The 23,996-nt window shown below is 65.8% G+C and carries 18 protein-coding genes and 2 other RNA genes; 14 read left to right on the top strand and 6 right to left on the bottom strand.

Features of this window, described 5'->3' with window-relative positions; genetic code table 11:
- The first annotated feature begins 128 nt into the window (after window positions 1–128).
- Together ACCQ09_RS07150 and ACCQ09_RS07145 are read left to right on the top strand one after the other, a co-directional pair.
- Entirely contained in the window at window positions 129–1,037 is a 909-nt protein-coding gene (locus ACCQ09_RS07150) for a 23S rRNA (adenine(2030)-N(6))-methyltransferase RlmJ (protein WP_040940966.1), read from the top strand.
- Window positions 1,038–1,203: 166 nt separating this feature from the next.
- Window positions 1,204–1,746, top strand: a complete 543-nt coding sequence (locus ACCQ09_RS07145; RefSeq protein WP_011037827.1) for a GNAT family N-acetyltransferase — start codon at window positions 1,204–1,206, stop codon at window positions 1,744–1,746.
- Between the two features lie 182 nt (window positions 1,747–1,928).
- Here the strand turns inward: ACCQ09_RS07145 and ACCQ09_RS07140 are convergent.
- Window positions 1,929–2,003, bottom strand: a non-coding RNA gene (locus tag ACCQ09_RS07140) — sX9 sRNA.
- A 441-nt stretch (window positions 2,004–2,444) separates the two neighbouring features.
- On the opposite strand from ACCQ09_RS07140, the gene mfd reads away from it, so the two are divergent.
- The 8 genes from mfd (at window position 2,445) to ACCQ09_RS07100 (ending at window position 14,996) form a co-directional block, all read left to right on the top strand.
- Entirely contained in the window at window positions 2,445–5,912 is a 3,468-nt protein-coding gene (mfd, locus tag ACCQ09_RS07135) for a transcription-repair coupling factor (protein ID WP_040940965.1), read from the top strand.
- Between the two features lie 751 nt (window positions 5,913–6,663).
- Complete coding sequence (locus ACCQ09_RS07130; protein WP_011037829.1) at window positions 6,664–6,993, top strand: STAS domain-containing protein; 330 nt, start codon at window positions 6,664–6,666, stop codon at window positions 6,991–6,993.
- Window positions 6,994–7,011: 18 nt separating this feature from the next.
- A complete protein-coding gene (locus tag ACCQ09_RS07125; protein WP_011269604.1) occupies window positions 7,012–9,018 on the top strand; it encodes a chemotaxis protein CheA in 2,007 nt (668 codons plus the stop codon).
- 71 nt (window positions 9,019–9,089) lie between these two features.
- Window positions 9,090–11,225 carry a methyl-accepting chemotaxis protein gene (locus ACCQ09_RS07120; protein ID WP_019237476.1) on the top strand — a complete coding sequence of 712 codons (2,136 nt, stop codon included), beginning with the start codon at window positions 9,090–9,092 and terminating at the stop codon, window positions 11,223–11,225.
- A 10-nt stretch (window positions 11,226–11,235) separates the two neighbouring features.
- Complete coding sequence (locus ACCQ09_RS07115; RefSeq protein WP_011037832.1) at window positions 11,236–11,751, top strand: chemotaxis protein CheW; 516 nt, start codon at window positions 11,236–11,238, stop codon at window positions 11,749–11,751.
- Between the two features lie 26 nt (window positions 11,752–11,777).
- Window positions 11,778–13,061 carry an EAL domain-containing response regulator gene (locus tag ACCQ09_RS07110; protein WP_012437835.1) on the top strand — a complete coding sequence of 428 codons (1,284 nt, stop codon included), beginning with the start codon at window positions 11,778–11,780 and terminating at the stop codon, window positions 13,059–13,061.
- 4 nt (window positions 13,062–13,065) lie between these two features.
- A complete protein-coding gene (locus ACCQ09_RS07105; protein WP_014508387.1) occupies window positions 13,066–13,872 on the top strand; it encodes a CheR family methyltransferase in 807 nt (268 codons plus the stop codon).
- A complete protein-coding gene (locus tag ACCQ09_RS07100; RefSeq protein ID WP_012437834.1) occupies window positions 13,869–14,996 on the top strand; it encodes a protein-glutamate methylesterase/protein-glutamine glutaminase in 1,128 nt (375 codons plus the stop codon). The genes ACCQ09_RS07105 and ACCQ09_RS07100 overlap by 4 nt, the downstream gene beginning before the upstream one ends.
- Window positions 14,997–15,295: 299 nt before the next feature.
- Here the strand turns inward: ACCQ09_RS07100 and ACCQ09_RS07095 are convergent, their stop codons facing one another.
- The 4 genes from ACCQ09_RS07095 to gpmA all read right to left on the bottom strand — a co-directional run bounded on the left by ACCQ09_RS07095 (window position 15,296) and on the right by gpmA (window position 20,489).
- Window positions 15,296–16,858: a phospholipase D family protein gene (locus ACCQ09_RS07095; protein WP_040940964.1), complete on the bottom strand. Its 1,563-nt coding sequence runs from the start codon at window positions 16,856–16,858 to the stop codon at window positions 15,296–15,298.
- Between the two features lie 153 nt (window positions 16,859–17,011).
- Window positions 17,012–19,111: a M13 family metallopeptidase gene (locus tag ACCQ09_RS07090; RefSeq protein WP_228427981.1), complete on the bottom strand. Its 2,100-nt coding sequence runs from the start codon at window positions 19,109–19,111 to the stop codon at window positions 17,012–17,014.
- A 163-nt stretch (window positions 19,112–19,274) separates the two neighbouring features.
- A complete protein-coding gene (locus tag ACCQ09_RS07085; RefSeq protein WP_228427984.1) occupies window positions 19,275–19,592 on the bottom strand; it encodes a hypothetical protein in 318 nt (105 codons plus the stop codon).
- 147 nt (window positions 19,593–19,739) lie between these two features.
- Window positions 19,740–20,489 (bottom strand): 2,3-diphosphoglycerate-dependent phosphoglycerate mutase, encoded by a 750-nt coding sequence (gene gpmA / locus ACCQ09_RS07080; protein ID WP_115001155.1) that lies wholly within the window; start codon window positions 20,487–20,489, stop codon window positions 19,740–19,742.
- A 104-nt stretch (window positions 20,490–20,593) separates the two neighbouring features.
- On the opposite strand from gpmA, the gene nfi reads away from it, so the two are divergent.
- From nfi to ACCQ09_RS07060, 4 genes are all read left to right on the top strand, one after another.
- Window positions 20,594–21,304, top strand: a complete 711-nt coding sequence (gene nfi / locus ACCQ09_RS07075; RefSeq protein ID WP_228427987.1) for a deoxyribonuclease V — start codon at window positions 20,594–20,596, stop codon at window positions 21,302–21,304.
- Between the two features lie 379 nt (window positions 21,305–21,683).
- Window positions 21,684–22,574: a pirin family protein gene (locus ACCQ09_RS07070; protein WP_042598162.1), complete on the top strand. Its 891-nt coding sequence runs from the start codon at window positions 21,684–21,686 to the stop codon at window positions 22,572–22,574.
- A 249-nt stretch (window positions 22,575–22,823) separates the two neighbouring features.
- Window positions 22,824–23,285 (top strand): hypothetical protein, encoded by a 462-nt coding sequence (locus tag ACCQ09_RS07065; protein ID WP_011037845.1) that lies wholly within the window; start codon window positions 22,824–22,826, stop codon window positions 23,283–23,285.
- A gap of 126 nt (window positions 23,286–23,411) precedes the next feature.
- Window positions 23,412–23,486, top strand: a non-coding RNA gene (locus ACCQ09_RS07060) — sX9 sRNA.
- A 59-nt stretch (window positions 23,487–23,545) separates the two neighbouring features.
- On the opposite strand, the gene ACCQ09_RS07055 is transcribed toward ACCQ09_RS07060, so the two are convergent.
- Complete coding sequence (locus tag ACCQ09_RS07055) at window positions 23,546–23,980, bottom strand: OsmC family protein (protein WP_029628899.1); 435 nt, start codon at window positions 23,978–23,980, stop codon at window positions 23,546–23,548.
- Window positions 23,981–23,996 lie beyond the last annotated feature (16 nt).

The raw sequence follows: 23,996 nt of genomic DNA, 5'->3' as shown, positions 1-23,996 counted from the left end.
CTTGCGGCGCCGAGGCGTTGCAGGCGCGCTCACCCCGGCGCCCGCCCGCCTCGCTGCGCCCCACCCGGCGTAAACCGCCACCGCACCTGGCACAGCGCAAACCACCGCGCACCCTCTACACTGCCGCGATGAACTATCGCCACGCCTTCCATGCCGGCAACCACGCCGACGTGCTCAAGCACATCGCCTTGCTGGCGCTGATCGACACCCTCAAGCGCAAGGACACCCCGTTCTTCGTGCTGGATACCCACGCGGGCCGTGGCCGCTACCAGCTCGGTGGCGAAGAGAGCCGCAAGACCAACGAAGCCGATGCCGGCGTCATGCGGTTGATGGCCGAAGCCACGCTGCCGGAGGTGGTGGAACGCTATCTGCGCGCGGTGCAGGCCGACAACGCCGCCGTCGCACGCCCGGCCTTGCCCGGCCAGAAAGCGGCCCGGCCCACCGCCGGCATCCAGATCAATCACTACCCCGGCTCGCCGCTGCTGGCGGCGCAGGCGCTACGCGCGCAGGACCGCATGGCGTTCTGCGAACTGCAGCCCGACGAAGCCCAGGCGCTGAAGACCCTGTTCGCCAACGACAGCCGCGTGCGTGTGCATGCCGGCGATGGCTATGCGGCGATCCGCGCCTTCCTGCCGCCGCGGGCCGGCGAGGTCAAGATCGGCCGCGGCCTGGTCCTGATCGACCCACCCTATGAATCACAGGGTGCCGAATACCCGCAGGTGATCGCCAGCGTGCGCGAAGCGCTGGCGCGTTGGCCGCAGGCGATCTGCATGGTGTGGTACCCGATCAAGCTGCGTCGCAGCCTGCAGCCGTTCATGCGCAAGGCCGCCGCGCTGCCCGCCAAGTCGGTGCTGATGGCCGAACTGCAGGTGCATCCGGACGATTCACCGCTGCGCCTGACCGGCAGCGGCCTGTTGATCGTCAATGCCCCCTGGCAGTTCGACCAGGTGCTGGCCCCGGCGCTGCCCGCGCTCAAGGCGCACCTTGGCGAAGCCGGTGCCTCGACCCGGCTGGAGTGGCTGCGCCAGGAGGGCTAGGCCGCGTTGGCGCCCGGCGTCACGACTGGCTCACGGCATCGCTCGGTAGAGTGCCGTGGGAAGCACTGCCACCCCCGCATACGGCCCCCAGCGGCGCACCGGAATCATTCACGGTTGTGCGCTGGGCTGGTGCCAGAATCTTCCGATCTTCAAGGAACACCCGGTCATGGCCATCCGCAATCGCATGCCTCCCTGGCATGAAAATTTCAGTCTGCCCAATGGCCGCACGCTCCTGCTTCGCCCGATCCGTCCCGAGGACGGCCCGCCGCTGCAGGGAGCCTTCAGCCTGTTGGGCCCGGAAGAGATCCGCGCCCGTTTCGTGCGCTCCTCGGCGGAAATCACCCCCGAAATGGTGCAACGCCTCACCCACCCCAACCCCAAGAGCGAGATCGTGTTGGTGGCGGCCGAGCAGTTGCCGCCCGGCGAAGCGCTGGTGGGCGCCGTCGCACGTGCCGCGCTGGTGCCGGGCACCCGCCAGGCCGAGTACACCATCCTGGTCAGCAGCTTTGTGGCCGGCCAGGGGCTGGGCCGCCAACTGATGCGCAAACTGGTGAAATGGGCGCGCCGCAAATACCTCGATTGCCTGTACGGCGATGTGTTGCAAAGCAACCTGCCGATGCTGCAGCTGGCCGAATCGCTGGGCTTCAAGCCGCAGCCCCACCCGGATTCCCCGGAACTGGTGCGCATGGTGCTGGAGCTGGATGCTTGAGGGGCGGGGATTGGGGATTCGGGAGTTGGGATTTGTTTTGAAGCGGTGGCTGGGCGTGCTGGGTGTTCGCATGGCATGCCCTGCATTGCGGGACAGCACGTGAGTTCCACCGCCGGCCTGAGCGCCGCCCAAGGTTTCGCAAAGGCGCCGCCACAAGCCCCCGATAACAGGTGACTTAGAGCGGCTAACAAAAAGTCGCGAGCAGTCGTCGGGTGGGTGCGGACGGCGCGGAGGAACCGGAATGTACGTGGGTACAGGCCGATTCCGAGCACCGGCCGCGCCCGCCCGGCGGCTGCGCAGTCGTTTTGATAGCTGCTCTTAGCCTGGCATCCCCAAAAAGCTGCCTGTACACCGTCAGGCGCGGTGTCCTCGCCGCTTGCGGGACCATGTGGCGGCATGGATGCTGCCACTGAGCTTCCATGGACGGATTTACGGCGTATCCCGCAAGCGGCGAGGGCACCGCGCCCTCGACCAACTCGGCTGTTGACTGCCAAGACGAGCAATCCCGCATACCTGGAAGCGCACTAGAGAATGCGGATAGGCCAGTCGCAGCCCACCCAACTCTGGAACGTCGCAGCAAGGGCCCTTGCCCGCCCTCCCCATCGCACGACGCCGAAGCCCGGCAGGCCAGGCCAGGCCGGCAGCTTTCACGCCAGATGGACCGGCCCCTGGCGGCGCTCTGATAAAATCGCCGGCTGATGCCGTCGCCTACCTTCCCTTCTCCGCCGCTGCCCAAGTCCGGCCAGCTCCGCGCCTACTGGCGCGCTCCGTCGTCTCCGACGGCCCTGGCCTGGTCGATTGCACGCGCTGCCGAAGCGCATGCCGGCCCGGTGCTGGTGATTGCCCGCGACAACCAGAGCGCGCATCAGATCGAAGCCGATCTGCATGCCCTGCTGGGTGACGCGTCCACGCTGCCGGTGGTGCCGTTTCCCGATTGGGAAACCCTGCCCTACGACCAGTTCAGCCCGCACCCGGAAATCATCAGCCAGCGCCTGGCGGCCCTGCATCGCTTGCCCGGTCTGACCCGTGGGGTGGTGATCGTGCCGGTGCAAACCTTGCTGCAACAGCTGGCGCCGCTGAGCTACATCGTCGGTGGCAGCTTCGATCTCACGGTTGGCCAGCGTCTGGATCTGGACGCGGAAAAACGCCGTCTGGAAAGCGCCGGCTACCGCAACGTGCCGCAGGTGATGGACCCGGGCGATTTCGCAGTGCGCGGCGGCCTGCTGGATGTATTTCCTATGGGCGCCGACACCCCGTTGCGAATTGAGCTGCTGGATGAGGATATCGATTCCATCCGCGCCTTCGACCCGGAATCGCAGCGCTCGCTGGACAAGGTGGACGCGGTCAAGATGCTGCCCGGCCGCGAAGTGCCGATGGACGATGCCAGCGTGGAGCGCGTGCTCGCCTGCCTGCGCGAACGCTTCGACGTGGATACGCGGCGCAGTGCGCTGTATCAGGATCTGAAGTCCGGCATCGCACCGTCGGGCGTCGAGTATTACCTGCCGATGTTCTTCAGCAAGACCGCCACGCTGTTCGATTATCTGGACACGCGCGCGCTGCCGCTGATCGCCACCGGCGTCTCCAATGCGGCCGATGCCTTCTGGCTGCAGGCGCAAAACCGTTACGAGCAGCGCCGCCACGATGTGGAACGCCCGCTGCTGCCGCCCGATGAGCTGTACCAGTCACCGGATGCCTTGCGCGAGCGGCTCAACAAGCTGGCGCGCATCGAAGTGTGGCCGGCCGACCATCCGCGTATCGACGAGGCCGCGCCGCTGGGCGACCAGCCGTTGCCGCCGCTGCCGGTCGCCGCCAAGGATGCGCCTGCCGGGCAGGCCCTGGCCTCGTTCCTGGGCCATTACCCCGGCCGGGTGCTGGTGGCCGCCGATTCGGCCGGCCGCCGCGAAGCCTTGATGGAAGTGCTGGCCGCCGCGCAGTTGAAGCCGGATGTCGTGGCCGACCTGCCCGCGTTCCTGGCCGCGACCAAACTGCGCTTCGGCATCACCGTGGCGCCGCTGGAAGACGGCTTTGCATTGGACACGCCGCAGATTGCGGTGCTGACCGAGCGCCAGTTGTTCCCGGAGCGGGCCAACCAACCGCGCCGCACGCGCCGCGTGGGCCGCGAGCCGGAAGCGATCATCCGCGACCTGGGCGAGCTCTCCGAAGGCGCGCCGATCGTGCATGAAGACCACGGCGTGGGCCGCTACCGCGGCCTCATCGTGCTCGACGCCGGCGGCATGCCTGGCGAGTTTCTGGAAATCGAATACGCCAAGGGCGACCGGCTGTATGTGCCGGTAGCGCAGCTGCACCTGATCAGCCGCTATTCCGGTGCCTCGGCCGACACCGCGCCGCTGCATTCGCTGGGTGGCGAGCAGTGGACCAAGGCCAAGCGCAAGGCCGCGGAAAAGGTGCGCGATGTCGCCGCCGAATTGCTGGAAATCCAGGCGCGCCGCCGCGCGCGCGCAGGCCTGGCCCTGCAGGTGGACCGCGCGATGTACGAACCATTCGCGGCGGGCTTTCCGTTCGAGGAAACCACCGACCAGTTGGCCGCGATCGATGCCACCTTGCGCGATCTGGGCAGCAGCCAGCCGATGGACCGCGTGGTCTGCGGCGATGTCGGCTTCGGCAAGACCGAGGTCGCGGTGCGCGCCGCGTTCGCCGCGGCCAGTGCCGGCAAGCAGGTCGCCGTGCTGGTGCCGACCACGCTGCTGGCCGAACAGCATTACCGCAACTTCCGCGACCGCTTCGCCGACTACCCGATGAAGGTGGAAGTGCTGTCGCGCTTCAAGAGCACCAAGGAGATCAAGGCCGAGCTGGAAAAAGTGGCCAGCGGCGATATCGACGTGATCATCGGCACGCACCGGCTGCTGCAGCCGGACGTGAAGTTCAAGGATCTCGGCCTGGTCGTGGTCGACGAAGAACAGCGCTTCGGCGTGCGTCAGAAAGAAGCGCTCAAGGCGATGCGCGCCAACGTGCATCTACTCACGCTCACCGCCACGCCGATCCCGCGCACGCTCAACATGGCCATGGCCGGGCTGCGCGATCTGTCCATCATCGCTACGCCGCCGCCGAACCGGCTCGCGGTGCAGACCTTCATCACCGCCTGGGACAACACCCTGCTGCGCGAGGCGTTCCAGCGCGAACTCAGTCGCGGTGGCCAGCTGTATTTCCTGCACAACGATGTGGAAAGCATCGTGCGCATGCAGCGCGACCTCTCCGAGCTGGTGCCGGAAGCGCGCATCGGCATCGCGCATGGGCAGATGCCCGAGCGCGAGCTGGAACGGGTGATGCTGGATTTCCAGAAGCAGCGCTTCAACGTGCTGCTGTCGACCACGATCATCGAATCGGGCATCGACATTCCCAACGCCAACACCATCATCATCAATCGTGCCGATCGCTTTGGCTTGGCACAGTTGCATCAGTTGCGTGGCCGCGTCGGTCGCTCGCATCACCGCGCCTATGCGTACCTGGTGGTGCCGGACCGCCGCTCGATGACCTCCGATGCAGAAAAGCGCCTGGAAGCGATTGCCTCCATGGACGAACTGGGCGCCGGCTTCACCCTGGCCACGCACGATCTGGAGATTCGTGGTGCCGGCGAGCTGCTGGGCGAGGACCAGAGCGGGCAGATGGCCGAGGTGGGTTTCAGCCTGTACACCGAACTGCTGGAACGCGCGGTGCGCAGCATCCGCCAGGGCAAGCTGCCCGACCTGGATGCCGGCGAAGAAGTGCGCGGCGCCGAGGTGGAACTGCACGTGGCCTCGCTGATTCCCGAGGACTACCTGCCGGATGTACACACGCGCCTGACGCTGTACAAGCGCATTTCCAGTGCCCGCGACAGCGATGCCTTGCGCGAGCTGCAGGTGGAAATGATCGACCGCTTCGGCCTGCTGCCAGACCCGGTCAAGCACCTGTTCGCGATCGCCGAGCTCAAGTTGCAGGCCAATGCCTTGGGTGTGCGCAAGCTGGATCTTGGCGAGAATGGCGGCCGCCTGGTGTTCGAGGCCAAGCCGTCGATCGACCCGATGACCGTGATCCAGATGATCCAGAAGCAGCCGAAGATCTACACCATGGATGGCCCGGACAAACTGCGCATCAAGCTGCCGTTGCCCGAGGCTGCCGACCGCTTCAATGCGGCACGTGGGCTGCTGACGGCCCTGGCACCGCGCTGAGGGGTTGCACCGTGCAGTGCGCCCTGCTGGGGCGCACTGCACGGGCACGCTGCAGCTGTGGTGTTGAAGGCCGCGCACGCACTGTGCAACGCGCCGACGGTAATCAGCGATCTACCTTGGCCTGTTTTGGCGCATTGAATGCCCAGTGCAAGGCACTGCCCGCCAGCATCGCAGGCACAAACCACGATTGAACCCAGCGCCTGATCGCGGTGCATCTGTACTGCGCGATCATGAAAGCGTGCAGCGGCAATCGCCTGCAGCAGAGCAGCGCAACCGAGCAAGCTGCGTTTCGCAAAACCGCGCTGCGCGTTGGCCGCACTCTATACAGACGCAGACATGGGCAATGAGTGCTGCTCGCCGCGGAACCTTGTGTCAGACATCCATGTCAGCCATCACTAGCGTGCTCAACAGGCAGGCTTTTCGCATGCACAGCAATCACGCATGCCTTGAAACTGCATGCGCCTTTGATGGCAACCAAAACACCATGCCGTCGCAGCGCTCGCTTAAAAGCAGACTCAGCCGACAAGCAGCACGAATCACGTCATCGCAAACCTGAGCGGTTAACGCCCACGCAGTGATGCGCATCGCAAATCGGCCGCTTGGCTGAATTCGGCCTAAATATTTCTGTCACGCGCCGATACCTGCATAGACCGACACGACTTGGGCTTACTTGGTAGCGCGTGAAGCCGATGTCGAGGTGAGAACTTCTCCGCGTCATGCCACGCACGTGTCATCGCTTCACGAGGCCGCAATGGACATCTTTTCGTTGGATCTACCCGCCCCGCTCACGCTTGCCCTCGAAGGCGAGATGACCATCCGTCGCGCTGCCGAGCTCAAGCCATTGCTGCAGCCGGCGCTGGCGCATCCGGGTGGCGTGCGTCTGGACCTGGCTGCGGTCAGCGAGATCGACACCACTGGCCTGCAGCTGCTGCTCGCCACCAAGCAGGCGGTGCAGGCTGACGGACGCCCGTTTGTGTTGACCGACTCAAGCCGCGCCGTGGTCGATGTGATCGAACTGCTGGGCCTGCTGGAAGCGCTGTACCCGCACGCCGCCACCGGTCTGGGCGAACGAATTCATTAACACGGACAGGTGACGCGCATGGACATGAACCAGCTGATGCAGACCTTCCTGGCCGAGAGCCGGGATCTGCTCGAAGACATGGAACGTCACCTGTTACAGGCCGAGCGTGGCGAGTCCTCGCCGGATGCGGTGAACGCGATCTTCCGTGCGGCGCACACCATCAAGGGCTCCGGCGGTCTGTTCGATCTGCCGCAGCTGGTGGGCTTCACCCATTTGGTGGAAAGCGTGCTGGATCTGGTGCGCGAAGAATCGGTGGCGCTGCAGTCGGAACTGATCGCCTTGCTGCTGGTGTGCTGCGACCACATCCATGCATTGGTGGAGACCGCCGCCGACCCCAGCCATGCCGATCCCGCTGCATTGGCCGCCGAAGCCGAGCCCCTGCTGGCGCAATTGCAAACCTACCTGCAAGGCAGCGTTTGCGGCGCAACTGTCAGCGACGCGCAGCGCAGCACGCCGGAAAAACAAAGCGGTTACTGGCGCGTCAACCTGACCCTGTTTGCCGATGCGCTGCGTTTTGGCAACTCGCCATTGAAGTTGATCCGCAACCTGCGCGGGCTTGGCTCTGTGGAATCGATCAGCACCGACTACAGCAAATTGCCGGTGTTCGAGGAGCTCGACCCTGAAGCCAACTACCTTGGATTCCAGATCCTGCTGCGCAGCGATGCCGACCGCGCGGCAATTGAAGACGTGTTCGAATTCGTGCGCGAAGACTGCGACCTGGAGATCGTCGCGGTGCCCGCGCCACTGGACACCAGCGCCGCGACCGCCGCCGTCACTGCGGAACCGGTACACGCACCGGCACCGGCCATTGCAGTGGTGCCGACACCGCGCGCCGCTGCAACGACTGCCGACACTGCGCCACGTTCCAATGAAGCGCGCTCCATCCGCGTGGACGCCGACAAGCTCGATCGCATGATCGACCTGGTTGGCGAGTTGATCATCGCGGTGGCCAGCACCGGCACCAATGCACAGCGCACCGGCGATGCGCAGCTGCTCGAATCCACGTCGATCCTGGCGGGCCTGGTGGAAGAGGTACGCGAAAGTGCACTGCAACTGCGCATGGTCAAGATCGGTGGCACTTTCAGCCGCTTCCAGCGCGTGGTGCACGATGTGGCGCGCGAGCTGGGCAAGGACATCGCGCTAGTGGTTGCCGGCGAAGACACCGAGCTGGACAAGTCGGTGGTGGAAAAGATCGGCGACCCGCTCACCCACCTGGTGCGCAATGCGATGGACCACGGCATCGAGCCGGCGGACGTGCGCGTGGCCAACGGCAAGCCGGCGCGTGGCACCGTGGGCCTGAATGCCTTCCACGATTCCGGCAGCATCGTCATCCAGATCACCGATGACGGTGGCGGGCTGAATCGCGACAAGATACTGGCCAAAGCGCTGGAACGCGGCCTGGTCGAACCCGGCCGCCAGCTCAGTGATCGCGAAGTGTTCGCGATGATCTTCGAGCCCGGTTTTTCCACTGCCGAAAAAGTCACCAACCTGTCCGGCCGCGGTGTGGGCATGGATGTGGTCAAGCGCAACATCACCGCGCTGCGCGGCTGCGTGGATATCGACAGCACCGCCGGCGTGGGCACCACCATTTCGGTGCGGCTGCCGCTGACGCTGGCGATCATCAACGGCTTCCAGGTGGGCATTGGCAAGTCGGTGTTCGTGGTGCCACTGGATGTGGTGGAAGAGTGCGTGGAGTTCACGCCCGACTACACCAGCGACTACATCGACCTGCGCGGCAGCGTGCTGCCGTACGTGCGCCTGCGGGAATTGTTTGCGCTGGGCGGCAAGCGGCCGGCCCGCGAAAGCATCGTGGTCATCCGCCAGGGCGCGCAGCGCTTCGGGCTGGTCGTGGACACCTTGTTGGGCGAATGGCAGACCGTGATCAAGCCATTGTCCAAGGTGTTTGCGCAGGTCAAGGGCATCAGTGGTTCGAGCATTCTCGGCAGCGGCGAGGTCGCGCTGATTCTCGATGTGCCCAGTCTGATCCAGCAACTGCATCCGGGCCAGGACGCGCTGGCCGCCTGACCGTTCAAACCGCCGCTCGTCTTCCCACGCCGCCGTTCTACGTCGTTCCCTGACTCCAGGAAGCTGCCACCATGTCGCACCGTCTCCCGATCGCCACCCAACTGTGGTTCACCGCCGCTTTCGCCATTGCCCTGCCGGTTGTGGTGGTGGTTGCCGGCTTCGCACTCACGCTGTCGCATGCTGCACTGCTGGCGGCGAGCGTGCTGGCCGCACTCGCCAGCGGTGTGCTGCTGGCCTGGTCGATCCGCACCGCTACCGGCTCGCTGGAGATCGCCACCACCACGCTGGACGCCTTCGCCCGCGGCAACTTCGATGTCGCCCTGCCGCAGGTGCGCGACGAGCAGGCCTGTGAAGTGCTGCGCGGCCTGCGCAAGGTGCAGAGCGGCATCCGCCACGTCAACGACGAAATCAACCGTGTCTCGCACGAACACGACGCCGGCGAGATCGATGCGCGCATCGATGTGGCACGGTTCGATGGTGACTTCCGCGCCATGGGCGACGGCATCAACCGCATGGTCGCCAGCCATATCGCGGTAAAGAAGCAGGCCATGGCCTGCGTGGCCGAATTCGCCCGCGGCAATTTTTCCGCCGAGCTGGAACGCCTGCCCGGCAAGAAGGCCTTCATCAACGAGGTCGTGGACCAGATCCGCGGCAACCTCACCGGCCTGGTCGCCGAAGTCAACCGCATGGCAGTCGAACACGATGCCGGCGATATCGACGTCGTGATCGACACGCAGCGCTTCACCGGCGATTTCCGTCGCATGGCCGAAGGCATCAATGCGATGGTGGCAGGACATATCGCGGTCAAGAAGCAGGCCATCGCCTGCGTGGCCGAGTTCGGCCGCGGCAACTTCACCGCACAACTGCCGCAGCTGCCGGGCAAGAAGCGCTTCATCAACGAGACCATCGATCAGGTGCGCGGCAACCTCACCGGCTTGATCCGCGAGATCAACCACATGTCGGCCGAACACGAAGCCGGCGACATCGATGTGGTGATCGATACCGCGCGCTTCGACGGTGACTTCCGCAGCATGGCCACCGGCATCAACGAAATGGTGGGTGCGCATATCGCGGTCAAGAAGCTGGCAATGGGCGTGGTGGCAGAGTTCGGCCGCGGCAACTTCGACGCGCCGCTGGCGCAGCTGCCCGGCAAGAAGGCCTTCATCAACGACACCGTAGAGCGTGCACGCGGCAACCTGCGCAGCATCTCCGAGGTGATCCAGGTAATGGGCGCGATGGCCGAGGGCGACCTCACGCACACCGTGGAAGGCCGCTATGAAGGCGCGTTTGCCGACATGCAGCGCTACGTCAACACCACCATGAGCCGCCTCACCGAGATCGTCGATGAGGTCAACCGCAACGCCGAGAACCTAGCCAGCGCATCGGAACAAGTCAGTGCCACCGCGCAGGCACTGGCCCAGGCCGCCAGCGAACAGGCGGCCGGCGTGGAAGAAACCAGCGCCTCGCTTGAGCAGATGACTGCTTCCATTGCACAGAACACCGAAAACGCCCGCGTCACCGACAGCATGGCCGCCAAGGCTGCCAGCGAGGCGGCCGACGGTGGCGACACCGTGCGCGCCACGGTGGTGGCGATGAAGGACATCGCCAAGAAGATCGGCATCATCGACGACATCGCCTACCAGACCAATCTGCTGGCGCTCAATGCCGCGATCGAAGCCGCACGCGCCGGCGAACACGGCAAGGGCTTTGCGGTGGTGGCCGCAGAGGTACGCAAGCTGGCCGAGCGCAGCCAGATCGCCGCGCAGGAAATCGGCGAAGTGGCTGGGTCCAGCGTGGAACTGGCCGAAAGCGCCGGCCGCGTGCTGGGCGAGATGGTGCCTTCGATCCGCCGCACCTCCGATCTGGTGCAGGAGATTGCCGCAGCGTCCGAAGAACAGACCGCCGGCGTCAGCCAGATCAACACCGCGGTGGGCCAGTTGAACCAGACCACCCAATCCGCCGCGGCCAATGCCGAAGAACTGGCCGCCACCTCGGAAGAGATGAGCGCGCAGGCCGAGCAGTTGCAGCAGTTGATGGGCTTCTTCCGGCTGGGCAACGGTGGGCGTGGCAATGTGCCGGCGGCCAAGCCGGTGCAACGTCGGGTTGCGCCTGCCGCCAGCCTGCCGCTGCGCCGTGCCAACGTGCGTCCGATCAGCGCGGCGGTCGCCGCCGATGTGATCGACGAATCCCAGTTCGCCAGCTTCTGAGGAATCGACGATGCAACAGCGCAGCGTAGAGACCGGTGGCGCGCCCGCCATGCCCGCACCCCAGCAATACCTCACCTTCCTGCTGGGCGGTGAGATGTTCGGCCTGGGCATCCTGGGCATCAAGGAAATCATTGAATACCGAATTCCAACCGAAGTGCCGATGATGCCGCCGGCGCTGCGTGGAGTGATCAACCTGCGTGGTGCGGTGGTGCCGGTGATGGACGTACAGCTGCGCTTTGGCCGCAGTGCGAGCGCCATCACCAAACGCAGCTGCATCGTGATCGTGGAGATCGCACGCGCCGGTGAGCAGCAGGTGTTGGGCTTGCTGGTGGACGCGGTCAGCGAAGTGGTGGAGATCGCGCCCGCCGACATTGCCGATGCGCCCAGCTTCGGCGCCGGCATCCATCGCGATTTCATCCACGGCATGGCCAAGCGCGACGAGCGCTTCGTGATCCTGCTGGATGCCGACGCCGTGCTGGCCAACGACGCGCCGGCGCAGCTGCCCGACGCCGCGCTGGCGGCCTGACTCTTTCCGTGCACGCCAGGACTCTCATGCACTCTCCACTCCTTTCCTGCAACTGCGCACTGGCCGGCCCGGTCCTGGTGGTCGACGACAGCGTGGTCCAGCGCGAACACGCCATGGCGCTGTGCCGCCAATTGGGCGCCAGCGTGGTGGAAGGTGCCGGCGACGGCCATGCCGCGCTCGACTGGCTGAGCCGCGCCAGCGCACCATCGCTGCTGTTGATCGACCTGGAAATGCCGGGAATGGACGGCGTGCAGCTGCTCGATGCGCTGGCACGCGGCCAGCACAGCGTGCCGGTGGTGGTGGTCTCGCAGCGCGGCGGCGCGCTGATCGATGCGGTGATGCAACTCAGCCGCAGCGCCGGTGTGCGCGTGCTCGCCGGCCTGGAAAAACCGCTGCGCCTGCAGGACCTGGCCACCACGCTGGACTGCATTCCCGAACCGCTCGCCGAGACAACCACCGCGCTGTCCACCCCGATCTCGCCGCTGCTCTCCAGTGGCGGCGCGGCGGCCTCGCGGCTGGATCGCGCCATGCGCCGCGGCGAAATCCGCGTGGCTTATCAGCCCAAGCTGGACCTGCGCGACGGCCGCCTGCGCGGCGTTGAGGCCCTGGCGCGCTGGCGCCGCCCGCAAGGCGACATGATCGGCCCGGACCGCTTCATTCCCTTGGCCGAGCGCGAAGGTTTGATCCACGCACTCACCCAGCAGGTGATCGACAAGGCGGTTGCGCAACTGGTCGACTGGCGCGCCGAAGGCCTGCAACTCACGCTGGCCTTGAACCTGTCGCCCAATCTGCTCGGCGAGCAGGATTTTCTCGAACACCTGTGCGCCAAGCTGGCCGACAACGGCCTGGCACCGGCCGACCTGGTGCTGGAACTCACCGAAAGCGCCATCGTGGAGCCGGCCAATGCGCTGAGCATGCTGGCGCGGCTGCGCCTGCATGGGTTCGGCCTGTCCATCGACGATTACGGCACCGGCTTTTCCTCGTTGCAGCGGCTGGCCAGCATCCCGTTTACCGAGCTCAAACTCGACCGCAGCTTCGTGCATGCCGCGCACCGCAGCCGCAGCCAGCGCACCGTGCTGGAATCCACGCTGGAGCTGGCCCACCGGCTGGAACTCACTGCCGTGGCCGAGGGCGTGGAAACCCCGGAGGACTGGCGCCTGCTCCGCGAACTCGGCTGCGACCTGGCCCAGGGCTACCTGATGGCCTCCCCGATGCCGGGCCCGATGTTGTCGGAGTGGTGGCGCGAACACGCCAGCCGCATCGCCCGTCTCTGCAGCAGCGAGCTTCCCACTGATGCCGACCTTGTCTGAGCCCATGAGCACGTCGACCGCGATCACCGAACAGGAATTCGGGCGCTTTCAGCGCTTCATTTTCGAAGCCGCCGGCATCAGCATTTCTTCCGGCAAGAAGGCCATGTTGTGCGGACGGCTGGGCAAGCGCCTGCGCGAGCATCAGTTCGACAACTACACCCAATACCTGCAATTGCTGGAAAGCCGGCAGGATCGCGACGAGATCCAGACCGCGATCGACCTGCTGACCACCAACGAAACCTATTTCTTCCGCGAGCCCAAGCACTTCGACCTGCTGCGCCGCCTGGCTGGCGACCACCGTGGTGGGCTGCCGCTGCGCTGCTGGAGCGCGGCCAGTTCCACCGGCGAAGAGGCCTACAGCATGGCGATGGTGCTCGACGACGCGCTGCAAGGCCGTGCGTTCGAGGTGGTCGGCACCGACATCAGCAGCCGCGTGGTGGCCAAGGCCCGCACCGGCCACTACGCCCTGCAGCGCATCGACGGCATTCCACAGGCGTATCTCAAGCGCTACTGCCTGCGCGGCCAGGGCGAGTACGCCGGCACCTTGCTGGTGGAGCGCCGCCTGCGTGACCGGGTCAAGTTCGTGCATGCCAATCTCAACGCCGCCTTGCCGATGCTGGGCAGCTTCGATGTGATCTTCCTGCGCAACGTGATGATTTATTTCAATGGCCAGACCAAGCGCGAAGTGATCCTGCGCGTGCTGGCCAACCTCAAACCGGGCGGGCACTTCTGCATCGGCCATTCGGAAAGCCTGAGCGAGCTCGACATCGATCTCATCCAGGTGGCACCGTCGATCTTCCGTAAAGCCTGAGCCAGGGATCCACCGTGTCCACAGCGTTCAACCGCCCCATCCCGCAGTCCCAGACCATCAAGGCGATGGTGGTCGATGATTCGGCGGTGGTACGCCAGGTGCTGGTGGGCGTGCTCAACGAAGCGCCCGGCATCGAGGTCATCGCCACCGCTGCCGACCCGTTGCTGGCCATCGAAAAAATGCGCCAGCAGTGGCCGGACGTGATCGTGCTGGATGTGGAAATGCCGCGCATGGATGGCATCACCTTCCTGCGCAAGATCATGAGCGAGCGCCCCACCCCGGTGGTGATCTGCTCCACGCTCACCGAAAAAGGCGCGCGCGTGACGATGGATGCGCTGGCCGCCGGCGCAGTGGCCGTGGTCACCAAACCGCGGCTGGGACTCAAGCAGTTCCTCACCGACTCGGCCGACGAGCTGGTGGCCACCGTGCGCAGCGCTGCGCGTGCCAACGTCAAACGCCTGGCCGCACGCGTCACTGCCGCGCCGCTGGAAGCCGAGGTCAAGCACACTGCCGATGTGATCCTGCCTGCGCAAACCGGCCGTGCGTTGGCGCAGACCACCGAGCGGATCGTGGCCATCGGCACCTCCACCGGCGGCACCCAGGCGCTGGAAGAAGTGCTCACCGCCTTGCCGCGCGTGTGCCCGGGCATCGTGATCGTGCAGCACATGCCGGAGAAGTTCACCGCCGCGTTTGCCGCACGCCTCAACGGCCTGTGCCAGATCGCAGTGAAAGAAGCCGCCAACAACGACCGCGTGATGCCGGGACGCGCGTTGATCGCACCCGGCGGCAAGCATCTGCTGCTGCGCCGCAGTGGCGCGCAATATTTCGTCGAAGTCCTGGAAGGCCCGCCGGTGAACCGGCATCGCCCGTCGGTCGATGTGCTGTTCCGCTCGGCCGCGCGCGCAGCCGGCAGCAATGCGCTCGGCATCATCATGACCGGCATGGGCGACGACGGTGCGGCCGGGCTGCTGGAAATGCGCCAGGCCGGCGCACGCACGATCGCGCAGGACGAGCACACCAGCATCGTGTTCGGCATGCCCAAGGAAGCGATCAAACGCGGCGGTGCCGACCGCATCCTGCCGCTTGGCGCGATGGCGCGGGAGATCGTGACACAGCTGCAGTAGCGATGCATCGGCCTGAGACAGGCAGCGGTGAAAGCTGGCGGTTGCGCCAAGTGCTTCGCGCAACGTCGTGGTCGGCTCTTCGATCGCGACATCACTGTGCCGGCTTTACGGCACATCGCGTCACGCCTGCGCGTAGCCAGCGAGAGGCGCAATCAGTACCGGCAGGTCGTCCGTCAACGTACGCACGTCATTGCGATCGCCACGCGCAAGACAGTACGACGTCGTAAATGCCCAACAGGCACGCAGCAAAGTGCACGCAGTCCTGCCCCCACTGCTACGCCAGCTGTTTCTCCCCGTAGTTACAACTGCGAATCCAGCGGCAACCAGCCCAACACCTTGGCCGCGCCGCGACGCCACACACTGGCGGCCGGTTCGCGCGTCCACACCGCCGGTGGCTGCGCGGCATCGTCGTGCCAGCGCAATCCGCCCTGCTCCAACGTCACCCGGTAGCTCACCGGCGCGCTCACCTTGTGGTTGTATAGCCGCTCCAGCTCCGCGGTCACGGTGCGGTCTTCGAATAGCAGGCCCATCTCGGTGTTGAGATTCATCGACCGCGGGTCCAGGTTGAACGAACCGATGAAACCGGCGCTGTCGTCCACCACGAAGGCCTTGGTATGCAGGCTCGCACCACTGGAACCGAACAGGCTGCCATCCGGGCGCCCCATCGGCTTGAGCTCGTGCAGGCGCACGCCTTGTTGCAGCAGCGGAATGCGGTAGTCCGCATAGCCGCTGTGCACGGCCACGACATCGTTGGCGGCCAGTGAATTGGTCAATACGCTGACGCGTACATCGCGCTTGCGCAGGCCACCGATCCAGCGCATGCCGTCGTCGCCGGGCACGAAATAAGGTGAGATCAATTTCAGTTCGCGGCGTGCGTTGGCCATCTCGCCGATCAGGATCGGCGTCATCCAGTCCGGTTGCGGTGGCGCACCTTCGGCCTTCTCCGGCGGGTCGGCCACGATGCGCGCCTGCTGCACCCAATGCACCGGGCGATTGCCCTGCATCAAGGCATGCACGCTTGGCGATTGGCGCAGGCGCTCCACGTACGGGTGCGCGCCCACCGACGCCATCCCGGCGTCCAGGCTGCCGCGCAGTTGCTCCAGCGCCTGCGGCTTGGCGGTGACCAGCGCCGCCAGCGGCAATGCATTGGGGCTGTTCCAGTAGGCATCGAACACCTGTTCGGACTGACGCACCGTCGGGCCGATCAAGGCCGCGTCCATGTCCATGAAGTTGGTGTCGCGCGCGGCGTCGAAATATTCGTCGCCCACATTGCGCCCACCCACCACCGCGATGCGGCCATCGGCAATCCACGCCTTGTTGTGCATGCGTCGGTTGATGCTGAACATGCGCAGCACCATTTCCACGCCGCGCATCAGCGTGCCCTCGCGTGCACGGGTGGGGTTGAACAGGCGGATCTCGATCAGCGGATGGCTGTCCAACGCGGCCAGCACCGAGTCGCTGCCATGGATGTTCATGTCGTCCAGCAACAGGCGCACGCGCACGCCACGGTCGGCCGCACGCAGCAATTCGTTGTGCAACAGGTTGCCGGTGAAGTCGGCATGCCAGATGTAGTACTGCAGATCCAGGCTGCGGCCGGCCGCACGCGCGGTCAACGCGCGCACCGCAAACGCATCGATGTTGTCGGACAGGATCACCATGCCGGTCTTGCCGGCATGCGCCTGCTGCAACGGAGCGACCACCTGGTCGATTGGCGTTGCCTGCGCCGCCACCGGCAAGGCATGGCTGGCAGGGCCGCGCTCGCGATCGGCAAAGCGGCCGTAGCCATACAGCGACAGCACGCTGCCCAGCGCCAGCACCAGCACGCCGATGCCCGCCCACTTGAAGATCTTGCGTTTGGTCACTGCCGGTTCCGCGTTGAAGTGCGCGGCAGTCTAGAGGCTCTGCGAGCAGGCTGGTGTGCAGACGCAGCGCATCGCAGCGGGCTCATCCTTGCGCGCATGCCGCGCGCAACGCGTGCAGGCGACCGTCGCCGCCTGCACGCTGGTCCATCACGCTTACCAGATCGCCACGCGGTCCTTGTCGCCGCGCACCATCGCATCGCCCGGCTTGCACTGGAACGCCTGTGCGAACGCCGGCATGTTGGACGGCGCGCCGTTGGCGCGGAAGTTGGCCGGCGCATGCGGATCGGTGTTGAGGCGCACGCGCAGCTCGCCATCGGTGAAGTTGCGGCGCCACACCGTGGCCCAGTTCATGAAGAAGCGCTGGTCCTGGCTATGGCCGTCGATCTCCTTGTTGGCGGCCGGCTGTTCCTGCAACGCCATCTGCAGCGCGTCGTAGGCCACGGTGAGGCCGCCCAGGTCGCCGATGTTTTCGCCCAGGGTCAGCTTGCCTTTGACGTGCACGCCGGGGATCGCCTCGTAGCCATCGAACTGCGCCACCAGCTGATCGGTGCGCTGGGTGAACAGCTTGCGGTCGGCGTCGGTCCACCACGTGTCGAAGTTGCCCTTGGCATCGAACTGGCTGCCGGAGTCGTCGTAGCCATGCATCATCTCGTGCCCGATCACCGCACCGATGCCGCCGTAATTGAGCGCCGGGTCGGCCTTGGGATCGAAGAACGGCGGCTGCAGAATCGCCGCCGGGAACACGATCTCGTTGCGGGTGGCGTTGTAGTACGCGTTGACCGTCTGCGGCGTCATATGCCACTCGCGCTTGTCCACCGGCTTGCCGATCTTGTCGAGCATGTAGCGGTAATTGAACGCCTGCGCGGCCTGCATATTGGCCAGGAACCCGTCGCCCCGCGTTTCCAGCCCGCTCCAATCACGCCACTGGTCCGGATAGCCGATCTTGGGCGTGAAGCTGGCCCACTTTTCCAGTGCACGCTGCTTGGTCTGCGCGCTCATCCAGTCCAGCTTCTCCAGCCGCACCTTCAGCGCGTTGGAGAGGTTCTGCACCAGCTGCTGCATCTGCGCTTTTGACTCGGCCGGGAATGCCGATTGCACGTAGAGCTGGCCCAGTGCCTCGCCCATGGCCTCGTTGACCGCGTTCAAGGTGCGCTTCCAGCGCGGCAGCATGTCCTGCTGCCCGCGCAGGGTCTTGGCATAGAAATCGAAGTTGGCCTGCTCGAACGGCTTGGCCAGATACGGCGCTGCCTCATCGATGCTGTGGAAGCGCAGATATGCCTTCCAGGTATCCACCGGCGTGTTGACGAGCATGCCGTCCAGCGCGCGGAAATACTCCGGCTGGCTCAGCGAGAAGGTGCCGGCCGGCACCTTCAGTGCACTGAAGAATGCCTGCCAATCGAAGTGCGGCGTGATCGCGTTGGCGCCCGCCACATCGACCGGGTTGTAGCGCTTGGCTGGGTCACGCAGCTCGATGCGCGAGAGCGAGGCATTGGCCAGCTGCGTCTCGAACGCCATCACCGCCTTGGCCTGTTCGGCCGCCTGCGCTGCCGGAATGCCGGACAGCTCCAGCACGCGGGCGATATAGGCCACGTACTGTTCGCGGATCTTGGCCTGGGCCGGATCGGTGTAATAGCCCTTCTCCGGCAGGCCCAGACCGCCCTGCCCCGCATACGCAATCATCTGCTCGGAATTCTTGTAGTCGGCATTGGCGCCGAACGAGAACAAAAAGCCCTGGCCCTTGGCATAGCTGTCGCGCAACCAGGCGGCAATCGCCGGCGCATCGCTAAGCGCATCAATCGCTTTTAGCTGCGGCTGCAGCGGGGTGATGCCGGCCTTGTCGATGGCCGCCTCGTCCGAGCCGGTCCGCCACAGGTCGGCGATCTTGGCATCCACCGAACCTGCGGACAGGTTACCGCGCGCCAGTTGTTCCACCAGCGCGTGCTGGATGGTCAACGAGCGCTCGGCCAGCACTTCGAAACTGCCCCAGCTGGTGCGATCGGACGGCACCGGGTTGGCCTTGAGCCACTTGGCGTTGACGAAGCCGTTGAGGTCCTGGCATGCGGCAATGGCCGGATCCAGATCGCCGCTGCCGAAGGCCACGATCGGCGCATCCAGCTTGGACACATCCACGCGCGTCGGCGCTGCAGGTGCGGCGGCGGCCGGCTTGCTGGTGTCGTCGGAGGCGCCGCACGCGGACAGCGTCACGGCGATGGCCACCGCCAGGGACAGCGGGGCAAACTTGCTGAGGATCATTGAATTCTCCAGGACAGGGGCCGCAGCGTGCGCGCGGCCGAAAAGAGTAGGTAATCGGCGCACTGCGCTGATCCCCCAAAAGTCACACAACAGGCGAACGCCCTAACGTCCACCACCGCGCGCATCCAGCCGCTGCGGCATCGCACTCCAACGCGCCGCTGCGCTAGGAGTGTTTGTAGAACGGCTTCAACAGCAGGTACACCGGGAAGGCGAGCACCATCAACACCAGCGCCGCATCGTGACTGGACGTTGCCTCCGCCCAGGACTCCATCTGCCGCGATGGGCCAAACAGGCCAAACGCCACCAGCAGCACACCGGCCAGGCACACCAGCAAGGCCAGCCAGGTGGCTTCTGCAGAGACACTGCCGCCTGCCAGCGCGGCAAACGCACCACTGACTCCTGCCACCAGCACGCCCAAGGTCGCGAGATAACTGCGGCAGTACAGGGCACTCATCTGCTGCGTTTTACGTTTGCCGGACATCATGTCTCGCAAAGAAAGAAGCACCATTGGCAGTGCGCGCCAAGAGGCACGCCGCTGCATCACGGCCACCGCCGCCACGCCTCATGCATGGCGGCAGCACCGGCCAATCCGGCAGCGGGCGTGCTGCGTGCACGCCCGCTGCGCGGCTTACTTGGCCTTGCCCTGGTTGGCCACGGCTTCGGCGGCGCGCTTGGCCGCTTCCGGGTCGCCCAGGTAGCGGTAGCTCTGCACCTGCAGGTTGTCGTCCAGCTCGAACAACAGCGGGATGCCGGTCGGGATGTTGAGCTCCAGGATCTGCTCGTTGGAGATGTCGTTGAGGTACTTGTACAGCGCGCGCAACGAGTTGCCGTGCGCAGTGACCAGCACCGTCTGGCCGGCCTTCAACTGCGGGGCGATCGCGTCGTGCCAGTACGGCAACACGCGCACCAACGTGGTCGCCAGCGACTCGGTGCCCGGCAATGCATTGCGGTCCAGCGTGGCATAGCGGCGGTCATGCCCGGGATGGCCCGGATCGGCGACGTCCATGGCCGGCGGCGGGATGTCGTAGGAACGGCGCCAGATCTTGACCTGCTCTTCGCCGTGCTTGGCCGCGGTCTCGGCCTTGTCCAGGCCCTGCAGGCCACCGTAGTGACGCTCATTGAGGCGCCAGCTCTTGTGCACCGGCAGCCAGTCCTGGTCGAGCTCCTTCAACGCGCCCTGCAGCGTGTGGATGGCGCGCTTGAGTACCGAGGTGTACGCCACATCGAACTGCAGCCCTTCGTCCTTCATCAGCTTGCCGGCCGCGGCGGCTTCCTGGCGGCCCTGCTCGGTGAGATCCACGTCCACCCAGCCGGTGAAACGGTTGTCCAGGTTCCATTGGCTCTGGCCATGGCGCAGCAGTACGAGTTTGCGGGTCACTACGGTTCTCCGATTGGGGGGCCGATCAACCGCTGATTGTAGCGGCAGCCGATGCCTGCCTGGCGTGCACGGCATCGCTACGGCGTGCGCGCGATGCTGCGGCCATGCAGACATCCATCGACCCCGTGTTCGCAGGTCGGGACGGCAGCGTCGCTCAGGCGCGACAGTTGCAGCAGCAACTGGCCCAGCGCGTGGCGCTGCGCGATGAAGTTTCCGCCGCGCCTGCGCTACTGGCCGGCTTCGATGTGGGCTTCGAAGATGAGGGCCAGACCACGCGCGCGGCGGCCGTGTTGCTGGATGCGCAGACGCTGCTGCCGCTGGAAACCCACGTCGCGCGCGTGCCGACCTCGATGCCGTATGTGCCCGGCCTGCTGAGTTTTCGCGAGCTGCCCGCATTGCTGCGCGCGCTTGCGCTGCTGTCGCGCACGCCGGATCTGGTGTTCATCGATGGCCAGGGCATCGCGCATCCGCGCAGGTTCGGCATCGCCGCGCATTTCGGCGTGGTCACTGGCCTGCCCAGCATCGGCGTGGCCAAGCAACGCCTGGCCGGAACCTTCATCGAACCCGGCGGGGAACGTGGCGACCACAGCCCCATCCTGCTGGCCGGTGCGCAGATCGGCTGGGCACTGCGCAGCAAGCCGCGCTGCAATCCGTTGATCGTCTCGCCCGGTCATCGCGTGTCGATGCAGGGCGCACTCGACTGGACCCTGCGCACGCTGCGCACCTACCGCCTGCCCGAACCGACGCGTCTGGCCGACCGGCTGGCTTCACGGCGCGGCGAAATCGAGCTGCAGACGCAGCCGACGTTGCTGTAGCCCGCGTGCTGCGGGGCAAGCGTGCAATTGCGGGCATCAATGCATGGTTCGTTGGATGTGGCTTGTCAGTTCTGGCGTGTGGATTCTGACTTCAAGCTTCTCGCGCGCAGCTCGCAGCTCGCAGCTCGCAGCCGCCGTTGTCTTGCGGCTTGGACAACGCCGACCAGATCGACGTGCAGGTGCTCGTAGCTTTGGTACTTGGATGTGCGGCATTCACCAACGTGGCCGCTTGCCGCAGCAGCACACCACCAGACACCAGCTCGTCCCCATCGCCCCATCACGTGCGGCACGCGCAGAACATTCCATCTTGCGTTGCAGCGCGCCCACGCCGCCGCCTGCATGGCAAGCTGCCGCTATGCCCACTGCACGAGCCGCTGCCATGACCACGCTGATCGCTCCCCGTGTCCACGATATCGGCGGCTTGCAGGTGCGCCGCGCCGTGCCGACCCTGCAGGCGCGCAGCGTCGGCCCGTTCGTGTTCGTCGACCACATGGGCCCGGCAGTGCTGGAGCCCGATCACGGCATCGACGTCCGCCCGCATCCGCATATCGGCCTTGCCACCGTCACCTTCCTGTGGTCGGGCGAGATCGGCCACCGCGACACGCTCGGCTCTGATCAGGTGATCCGTCCCGGCGACGTCAACTGGATGACCGCCGGCCGCGGCATCGCCCATTCCGAACGCACGCCGGGCCCCGAGCGCGCACGCGAACATGCACTGCATGGCATGCAGACCTGGATCGCGTTGCCGCGCTCGGCCGAAGAAACCGCGCCCGCCTTCCATCACCACGCCGCCACCAGCCTGCCGCAACAGCGCCGCAACGGCGTGTGGCTGCGGGTGATCGCTGGCCGCGCCTATGGCGAGGAATCGCCGGTGCAGGTGTTCAGCGGCACGCTCAACGTGGCACTGGATCTGGACGCCGATGCCGAGATCGATCTGGACACCGGCCACGCCGAGCGCGCGCTCTACATCCTGGAAGGCGAGGCGCAACTGGATGGCGCCGACGTGCCGGCGCGGCATCTGATCGTGCCCTCTGCCGGTACGCGCGGCCGGCTGCGCGCCAAGACCCCCCTCAAGGCGATGCTTCTCGGCGGCGAGCCGCTGGATGGCCCGCGCCACCTGTGGTGGAACTTCGTCTCCAGCTCACAAGAGCGCATCGAACAGGCCAAGGACGATTGGCAGGCCGGCCGCTTCGGCACCATCCCCGGCGACGATCAGGAATTCATTCCGCTACCGGAAACGCCGGCGCCCAAACCCGTCAATTACCCCTGAAACCATGCGCGGATTCGCACTGGCGGACACAACCGTGCCAGGTCTCGGAAGGGGAGTGCCACGCCACACAAGCGATGCCAGACGCAACTGCGACCCATCTTGAGCACGCCCACAAAACTGTGGTAGTGATACCCGCGTAGTCGGAGCGCGTTGCGTGGACGGCACGCTCAAGCGGGGAGCTTGAGACGGTGCAGCGGCACGAAAGACGACAGCGCCCCGCATTGTCATCCATCGCCGGGGAACACTTGAATGAAGTCCGCATCCTGCCTAGTCGGCCTGTCATTGCTGTTGGCCGCCGTGACCGCCCATGCCCAGTCCGCGCCGGTCTGTCCGCCATTGCCGCCGGCCTCCGGCCTGCAATGGACCCAGCTTGCCGGCGCCGATTACCTGGTCTGTAAAGCCACCACCGCCGATGGCCGCCAGGTAGTGGGCGTGATGCTGACCACCCGCGACCCGGCCATGGCGCTGGCGCGTGACCGCCGCGCGGAAAAAGGCCAGATCCAGGAAGAGGAGTTCTACTGGTACAAGCTCGATCTGGGTGGCCGCGAGGTCCCGGGCATGGAATCACGCCGCGTCACCGTGGTGGAGCTGGGCAAGAAGCGCTATGCACAGCTGTGGATCGACGGCGCCAGCACCGAAGAACTGGCCTCGATGCAGTCGCTGGTGCAGAACATGGACCTGCAGCCGGCCAGCCTGGCACTGCAGCGCTAAACAACGCCCGCAGATGGCAAGACCGGCGGCGGCCGGTCAGCCACATCGCTTCGCGCTACGACTTAGAGCAGCTATCAAAACGACTGCGCAGCCGCCAGGCGGGCGCGGCCGGTGCTCGGAATCGGCATGTACCGACGTACACTCCGGTTCCTCCGCGCCGTCCGCACCCACCTGACGACTGCTCGCTACGTTTTGTTAGCCGCTCTTAATGCGCTAATGCAGCTGCGCGCCGGCATCCGCCAGCGCGCGCTGAATGCGCATTAGCGCGTCGAACCGCTGGCAGCATCCACCAGCGCGTGCGGCTGCAGCTCGGTGGCAATGCGGACCTCGCCGGTGAGCAGGCGATGGATGGGGCACTTCTCCGCTACCTCCAGCAGACGTGCACGCTGGTCATCGTCCAGTGCGCCGTCCAGCACGATCGCCCGCGTGATCGATGTGCCCGCGGCGCTGCGCTGGGTGTAATGCAGGTGCACGTGCACCGCGGCCAATGGCCATTGCTTGCGCGCGGCCACCATCGACACGGTGATGGCGGTGCAGGCACCCAACGCGCCCAGTACCTGCGCCTCTGGATCCGGCCCCGCATCCTGGCCACCGTTGGCCGGCTGGGTGTCGCCGATCCAGTGGTGCTGGCCATCATGGATGGTGACCGTGTAGGGCACCGTGCCGGTGACGACACTGACGGCGCGATCACTCATGTGCGCTTCTCCCACG

The sequence above is a fragment of the Xanthomonas sp. NCPPB 2586 genome, assembly GCF_041475775.2.
Lineage (GTDB): Bacteria > Pseudomonadota > Gammaproteobacteria > Xanthomonadales > Xanthomonadaceae > Xanthomonas > Xanthomonas campestris.
The sequence above is the reverse complement of the archived record's forward strand: the minus strand, read 5'-3'. Positions and strand labels throughout refer to the sequence as shown.

Coding starts and splice junctions, on each gene's coding strand:
- ACCQ09_RS07120 (WP_019237476.1), top strand. CDS start 9,090: ATGTCGCACCGTCTCCCGATCGCCACCCAACTGTGGTTCACCGCCGCT.
- ACCQ09_RS07055 (WP_029628899.1), bottom strand. CDS start 23,980: ATGAGTGATCGCGCCGTCAGTGTCGTCACCGGCACGGTGCCCTACACG.
- ACCQ09_RS07115 (WP_011037832.1), top strand. CDS start 11,236: ATGCAACAGCGCAGCGTAGAGACCGGTGGCGCGCCCGCCATGCCCGCA.
- ACCQ09_RS07130 (WP_011037829.1), top strand. CDS start 6,664: ATGGACATCTTTTCGTTGGATCTACCCGCCCCGCTCACGCTTGCCCTC.
- ACCQ09_RS07090 (WP_228427981.1), bottom strand. CDS start 19,111: ATGATCCTCAGCAAGTTTGCCCCGCTGTCCCTGGCGGTGGCCATCGCC.
- ACCQ09_RS07105 (WP_014508387.1), top strand. CDS start 13,066: ATGAGCACGTCGACCGCGATCACCGAACAGGAATTCGGGCGCTTTCAG.
- mfd (WP_040940965.1), top strand. CDS start 2,445: ATGCCGTCGCCTACCTTCCCTTCTCCGCCGCTGCCCAAGTCCGGCCAG.
- ACCQ09_RS07065 (WP_011037845.1), top strand. CDS start 22,824: ATGAAGTCCGCATCCTGCCTAGTCGGCCTGTCATTGCTGTTGGCCGCC.
- ACCQ09_RS07145 (WP_011037827.1), top strand. CDS start 1,204: ATGGCCATCCGCAATCGCATGCCTCCCTGGCATGAAAATTTCAGTCTG.
- ACCQ09_RS07085 (WP_228427984.1), bottom strand. CDS start 19,592: ATGTCCGGCAAACGTAAAACGCAGCAGATGAGTGCCCTGTACTGCCGC.
- ACCQ09_RS07125 (WP_011269604.1), top strand. CDS start 7,012: ATGGACATGAACCAGCTGATGCAGACCTTCCTGGCCGAGAGCCGGGAT.
- ACCQ09_RS07150 (WP_040940966.1), top strand. CDS start 129: ATGAACTATCGCCACGCCTTCCATGCCGGCAACCACGCCGACGTGCTC.
- ACCQ09_RS07070 (WP_042598162.1), top strand. CDS start 21,684: ATGACCACGCTGATCGCTCCCCGTGTCCACGATATCGGCGGCTTGCAG.
- ACCQ09_RS07110 (WP_012437835.1), top strand. CDS start 11,778: ATGCACTCTCCACTCCTTTCCTGCAACTGCGCACTGGCCGGCCCGGTC.
- nfi (WP_228427987.1), top strand. CDS start 20,594: ATGCAGACATCCATCGACCCCGTGTTCGCAGGTCGGGACGGCAGCGTC.